5 protein-coding genes are annotated in these 5,861 nt (G+C 70.1%); all 5 read left to right on the top strand.

The window, feature by feature from the left end; all coding sequences use genetic code 11:
* Positions 1-200: 200 nt before the first annotated feature.
* The 5 genes from mtrA (at position 201) to raiA (ending at position 5,860) form a co-directional block, all read left to right on the top strand.
* A complete protein-coding gene (gene mtrA, locus QZV84_RS01980) occupies positions 201-881 on the top strand; it encodes an MtrAB system response regulator MtrA (protein WP_292824538.1) in 681 nt (226 codons plus the stop codon).
* Between the two features lie 46 nt (positions 882-927).
* Positions 928-2,616 (top strand): MtrAB system histidine kinase MtrB, encoded by a 1,689-nt coding sequence (gene mtrB / locus QZV84_RS01975; protein ID WP_292824593.1) that lies wholly within the window; start codon positions 928-930, stop codon positions 2,614-2,616.
* Positions 2,617-2,642: 26 nt separating this feature from the next.
* Positions 2,643-4,295 carry an LpqB family beta-propeller domain-containing protein gene (locus tag QZV84_RS01970; protein WP_292824535.1) on the top strand — a complete coding sequence of 551 codons (1,653 nt, stop codon included), beginning with the start codon at positions 2,643-2,645 and terminating at the stop codon, positions 4,293-4,295.
* A 92-nt stretch (positions 4,296-4,387) separates the two neighbouring features.
* Complete coding sequence (locus QZV84_RS01965; protein WP_292824532.1) at positions 4,388-5,065, top strand: phosphoribosyltransferase family protein; 678 nt, start codon at positions 4,388-4,390, stop codon at positions 5,063-5,065.
* A 138-nt stretch (positions 5,066-5,203) separates the two neighbouring features.
* Positions 5,204-5,860 (top strand): ribosome-associated translation inhibitor RaiA, encoded by a 657-nt coding sequence (gene raiA / locus QZV84_RS01960; RefSeq protein ID WP_292824529.1) that lies wholly within the window; start codon positions 5,204-5,206, stop codon positions 5,858-5,860.
* Position 5,861 lies beyond the last annotated feature (1 nt).

The following is a 5,861-nucleotide window of genomic DNA, read 5'->3' as shown; positions in this document are numbered from 1 at the left end:
TTCTGGGGCTCCGCCCCAGACCCCTGGTTTGCTGACGCGCTCCTATCGTGTCACACCGGGCGCGACGGCCCGCGGTGCTCCGGCGCATGGCGGGCGACGCTCGGCCTGTCCACAGGCGTCTTCGACTACTCTGTGGAAAGCGCACGGGGACGCGCGAGCCGCGGCGCGTCCCGGCCGGACGCGAAGGACGTAACGGTGAGATGACATCACGCATCCTGGTGGTCGATGACGACACCGCCCTCGCCGAGATGATCGGCATCGTGCTGCGCACCGAAGGTTTCGACACGGTGTTCTGTGCCGACGGATCGAAGGCGGTCGACATCTGGCGCGCCGAGCGGCCGCACCTGATTCTGCTCGACCTGATGCTTCCGGGCATGGACGGCATCGAGATCTGCACCCGCGTCCGCGCCGAATCCGGTGTGCCCATCATCATGCTGACCGCCCGCACCGACACCGCCGACGTCGTGAAGGGCCTCGAGTCGGGCGCCGACGACTACATCGTGAAGCCGTTCAACCCCAAGGAGCTCGTCGCCCGCATCCGCACGCGGCTGCGCCCGGTATCGCAGCCGCTGAACGAGACGCTCGTCATCGGCGATCTCACCGTCGACGTCGCGGCCCACGAGGTGCGTCGCGACGACGCGCCGATCGCACTGACGCCGCTCGAGTTCGAACTGCTGGTCGCGCTGGCCTCCAAGCCCCAGCAGGTGTTCTCCCGCGAGATGCTGCTCGAGCAGGTCTGGGGCTATCACTACAAGGCCGACACCCGCCTGGTGAACGTGCATGTGCAGCGGCTGCGCGCGAAGGTCGAGCTCGATCCGGACAACCCCAGGGTCGTCACGACGGTGCGCGGCGTCGGCTACCGCGCCGGCGCCGTGGTGTGAGCCCGCCGTGCCCACTCCCGGCGTTGCTGGGCCTCCCGCGAGGGCGGTGGCGGCATCCCGCCCTCCCCTGATCGCGTGGCGGAACTGGCGTGCGTGGCCTGACAGCCTCGCCAACCTGTGGCGCCGGTCGCTGCGATTCCGCACGATTCTGATCACCCTGGCGCTGACCGCGCTGACGATCCTCGTCGCGTGCATCTGGATGGCCCTCGCGATCCAGAATGACCTGTTCCAGGCGCGCAAGGACCAGGTGCTGACCTCGTCGCTGCGCGCGACCGAGGCGGCGCAGTCGGAACTGGATGCCGCCGCGGTCCAGGGTGACAGCATCCAGATCCAGAACCTCATGAACAGCGTCCGGGACACGATCGCCGAGCGATCGTCGACCGACATGATCGCGGCGTTCCGCATCGACCGCACGCCGTCGCAGCTGGCGCCTCAGAACTTCACGACGCGCGGACTGACCGAAGACGCGATCTCGGACGGGATGCGCGATGCCGTGCAGTCCGATGCGAATCAGCAGTGGTGGCAGTCGGTGTCGCTTCCACTCGCGGATGGACCCGTTCCGGGGATCATCGTCGGTCAGCAGCTCATGGTCCCCGACGTGGGCGGATACGAGCTGTACCTCGCGTACGACCTCGGCAGCGCCTCGCAGACCCTCGGCTTCGTGCGGACCACGCTGTGGATCGTCGGCATCTCGCTGATCCTCCTGATCGGCGCGATCTCGTGGTTCGTGCTGCGCTCGGTGACCATCCCGATCGGCGAGGCCGCGGACACGAGTGCGAAGCTGGCCGCCGGCGAGCTCGGCGTGCGCCTGCCGGTGCGCGGCGAGGACGAGCTGGCGACCCTCGGGCGCTCTTTCAACGCCATGGCCGACAGCATCGAATCGCAGATCAAGGAGCTGGCCGACCTGTCGCTGGTGCAGCAGCGATTCGTCTCGGACGTGTCGCACGAGCTGCGGACACCGCTGACGACGATCCGGCTGGCGGCCGACATGATCAACGATCAGCGCGCCGAGTTCGACCCGTCCACGGCCAGGGCGGCGGAGCTGCTGAACGCGCAGGTGCAGCGGTTCGAGACGCTGCTGACCGACCTGCTCGAGATCAGCCGCTACGACGCCGGATCGGTCCAGCTCGAGCTGGAGCCCACGAGTCTCGCACATCTCGCCGAGGATGTGATCGGCTCGATGCAGCAGCTCGCCGAACAGCACGGCACCGACGTCCGCCTCGTCGCTCCCGGCGGCTACTCGCCGGTGGAGATGGACCCCCGGCGGGTGCGCCGGGTCGTGCGCAACCTCCTCGGCAATGCGATCGAGCACGGTGAGGGGCGACCGATCGTCATCACGGTCGACAGCGACCAGCAGGCGGTCGCCCTCGGCGTGCGGGATTTCGGGCTCGGCATGAAGCCGGAGGACGTCGAGCGGGTGTTCGATCGCTTCTGGCGCGGCGATCCGTCGCGTACCCGCACGATCGGCGGCACGGGTCTCGGTCTGTCGATCGCGCTCGGCGACGCGAAGCTGCACGGCGGAGAGCTCGCAGTCTGGTCGGAACTCGGGCGGGGGTCGAACTTCGTCCTCACCCTCCCGCGACAAGGCGGCCGGCTCACCGCGCCGTCGCCGGTGCCGGTCGATCCGGGTGGCGACTCGATCGCGGCAGGCGCCGACCTCGGTCTGACACAGCCGATCGAAGTCCTGACGATCGATTCCGCGACCGGTGTCGCACAACGCCGGGGTGCCTCATGAACGGCAGGCGCAGCATCCGAGCGGCCTTGGTCGTCATCGCCGCCCTGGTGCTCGCCGCGTGCGCGGGTCTTCCCCTCAGCGGTCCGGTCAACCCGGGCCTGGCTGCGGGGGAGGATGCCGGATCCCCGGAGTTCATCTTCCGGCCTGACGAGCCGCAGCCGGGCGCGACGCCCGAGCAGATCGTGGATGGGTTCATCCGGGCAGGATCGGGGCCGGGCCCGGCGGCCAACTGGGAGGTCGCGCGGATGTTCCTGGCGCCCTCGATCCGTGAGACGTGGAAGCCAGAGGCGAGCGTCACGATCGATGTGCCGGACGACCGCGAATCCGTCTCGCCCAGCGAGGGTGCGGTCGAGCTGTCGCTGGTCGCCGTCGCGACCGTCGATTCGTCCGGGGCGTACCAGCCGGATGCGGGTCTGACCCAGCTGTCGTTCCGGCTCGCGCAGCAAGATGACGGGCAGTGGCGGATCACCGAGGCGCCGGACGGCGTGGTGATCGACCGCGATGTCTTCGTGAACGTCTTCCACCGGTACTCGCTGATGTACTTCGACCCGACCTGGCAGTTCCTGGTGCCGGATGTGCGCTGGTTCCCGACGACGAACGCGGCGACGCGGATCGCGAGCGCGCTCGTCAACGGGTCGCCCAGCGGGTGGCTCGGCGGCTCGGTGGTCAACTCGTTCCCCGAGAGCGTGTCGCTCGCGCGTCCGTCCGTGCCGCTGGAGTCCGGGGTCGCGCAGGTGACCCTGAGCGCAGAGGCCCTGCAGCTGGAATCGACCACGCTCGACCGCATGCAGACCCAGCTCACGGCCAGCCTGGCCACCGCAAGCGTCTCCGGTGCGCAGATGCTCGTCGCCTCGACGCCCCTCACGGCTGAGCCGGTGTCGACGCGCTCGACCCGGGTGACGGGACCGCCGCTCGTTCAGACCGAGGCCGGCTTCGGCTTCCTCTCCGGGGACGAGCTCACGCCGGTCGCCGGACTGTCCGACGCGATGGAGCTGATCGCTCCTGCGGCCATCCAGGTCTCACCCGATCGGGACTTCGCCGCAGTGCGGCTCGTCGGCGGCGGTGTCGCGCGCGTGCCGGCCGACTCACCGGTCGCGGTGGTCGACACCCGCAGCTCCCTCATCGATCCGAGCGCCGACCCGTTCGGCTACATCTGGAGCGTCCCGCGCGACGAGCCCGCCGCGGTCACCGCGTTCTCGACCGCCGGGCAGCAGTCCGCTGTCGCCGACGCCTGGCCCGGCGCCTCCGAGATCGTCGCGATGGGCGTCTCGCGCGACGGCACTCGGCTCGCGGCGCTCCTGGTGACCGGCGGACGGTCGGAAGTGTGGATCGCGGGGATCGTTCGCGGCGCCGAGGCCGTGCCGGTGCGCCTCGGCGAGGCCGTGCCCCTCGGTCCGCTCGCCGGCCCCGGCTCGGGACTCGCCTGGCTCGACGACACCACCGTCGGGGTGCTGAGCACCGAGGCCGAGGGCCCACAGTTCACGGAGCAGCTCGTCGGAGGCCCGGCGACGGCGACCGACGCTCCGCAGGGTGCGGCATCCGTCGCCGGAGCGACATCGATCTCGTCGGTGCGCCTGCGCACCGACGACGGATCGCTCTTCGTCAAGCGCGGCGCGAACTGGCAGCGCACCACGATCGGCATCCTGATCCTCGCGACGCAGCAGGGGTCCCCGCACTAGCTCCTCCTCCCCAGCAGGCGGACGGACGTGACGTGTGCACAGGCCGCGCCCGACGGCCGCCCCGGGTCCTTGCGTGTCGTCACTGTGGGTACGTGGAACACGCGCGCTGGGCCCGCACCGCCGTGCGGGCTGCGCTCGCCGAGGCGCTTGCCCTCATGCTCCCCGTCACGTGTGCGGGGTGCGACGAGCCGGACGTGTCTCTATGCGAGTCCTGCAGACAGCAGCTGCTTCCGCAGATCTCTCGCAGCGGTCGCGACCCGGTGATCTGGAGCGGACTCGCCTTCGAGGGGGTTGCGGCCCGGGTCGTCCGGGCTCTCAAGGCAGACGGTCGCACGGGTCTCGCGCGCGACCTCGCTCCCGCGCTGCGCGCGGCCGTGGACGCGGCCGCTGCTGCCGCACCCGGCGGTCCGCACGCGGGCGGACCCGTCGTGCTCGTGCCGATCCCGACCTCGCGCGCAGCCTTCCGCCGCCGCGGCTACCGGGTGGTGGAGCTGGTGGCGCGGCGCGCGGACCTGCGCACCGCGCGGCTGCTCACGACCGCCCGCGCAGCCGCTGATCAGCGCGGTCTCGACCGGGAGGCGCGCCGCCGCAATGTCGCGCACTCGCTGCGCGCGCGGGGCTCGGCGGGTGTGCGGGTCGTCGTGATCGACGACGTCGTCACGACCGGCGCCACCCTGGAGGAAGCTGTGCGCGCGCTGCGGGCAGGCGGTGCCGAGGTGATCGGCGCGGCCACGATCGCCGCCACCGCGAGGCGGATCGCGCCGTGCTGACACATTGCGAAGACATACGCGGTACCGCGTGACTCGGGGACCCCACAGGACTAGCGTGGAAGGCACAAGGCGACTCAGGGTCCGCCCTTGGCCGTGCTGACCGGAACAAGTGTGCGGACCGGAAAAAGGAGGTCAGGGATGGAAACCAGCATCGTCGGCGTGGGAGTGGGTATCACCGATCGCTTCCGCTCGGTCGTCGAAGAGAAGACAGTCCGCATAGAGAACGTTGCGCCGCGCGCTCAGCGCGTGGACGTCAAAGTGACCCATCGCGCCTATCACAACGGCCGCATGGAGGACGAGACGGTTGAGCTCACGCTGACCGGCAAGGGCCCGATCGTCCGCGCCGAGGCGACGGATGCCGACAAGTTCGCCGCCCTCGACATGGCGGTCGACAAGCTGTGCGAGCAGCTCCGGCGTGCGAAGGACAAGCGGGTGGATGCCCGCAACCATCCGCGCGGCGCGAAATTCGAGAAGGAGAGCGGAGAGCTGTCCGGCATCGACCTGCAGCCGGCCTCGATCGATGTCATGCGCGCCGTCGCGACCGGCGAGATCCCGATCATCACCGGCAACGAGGACGAGGCGGACTACACCCCCGTCGTCATCCGCACGAAGCAGTTCGAACCCGAGTGGATGTCCGTCGAAGAGGCCGTCGACCGGATGGAGCTGGTCGGCCACGACTTCTTCCTCTTCATCGATGCCCGCACCGATCACCCCAGCGTCGTGTACCGCCGCAAGGGCTGGGACTACGGAGTCATCTCGCTGACCACGCAGTCGGCACCGGAGGCCGTCGCCTAGC

The sequence above is a fragment of the Microbacterium sp. genome, from assembly GCF_011620715.1.
GTDB lineage: Bacteria > Actinomycetota > Actinomycetes > Actinomycetales > Microbacteriaceae > Microbacterium.
The sequence above is the reverse complement of the archived record's forward strand: the minus strand, read 5'-3'. Positions and strand labels throughout refer to the sequence as shown.